1 protein-coding gene is annotated in these 205 nt (G+C 34.6%); it reads right to left on the bottom strand.

The features are described from left to right. The coding region (gene rmuC, locus ACYVTD_RS18840; RefSeq protein WP_461249107.1) for a DNA recombination protein RmuC at positions 1–205 on the bottom strand (205 nt) is incomplete at both ends.

Genomic DNA, 205 nt, shown 5'->3' with positions numbered 1-205 from the left:
TATCCCCACGTAATGTTTTTGCTTCCTTTTCAATATTAAGCCCTTTTAAGCCGAAGGAAATCGCCATAAGATACGCGTAAAAACTGTTAGGTGAAACAGGAATAACGTGTTTTTCCATAGCATAGTTTAACAATTCGTAATCTTTGTTGGTAAAGGAATCGTTTATGATAGTTTCATAGTAAACATTCTCGGCAGGAATATACAT

This window comes from Treponema sp. R6D11 (genome assembly GCF_054786075.1).
This window is presented reverse-complemented; position numbering and strand designations above follow the sequence as displayed.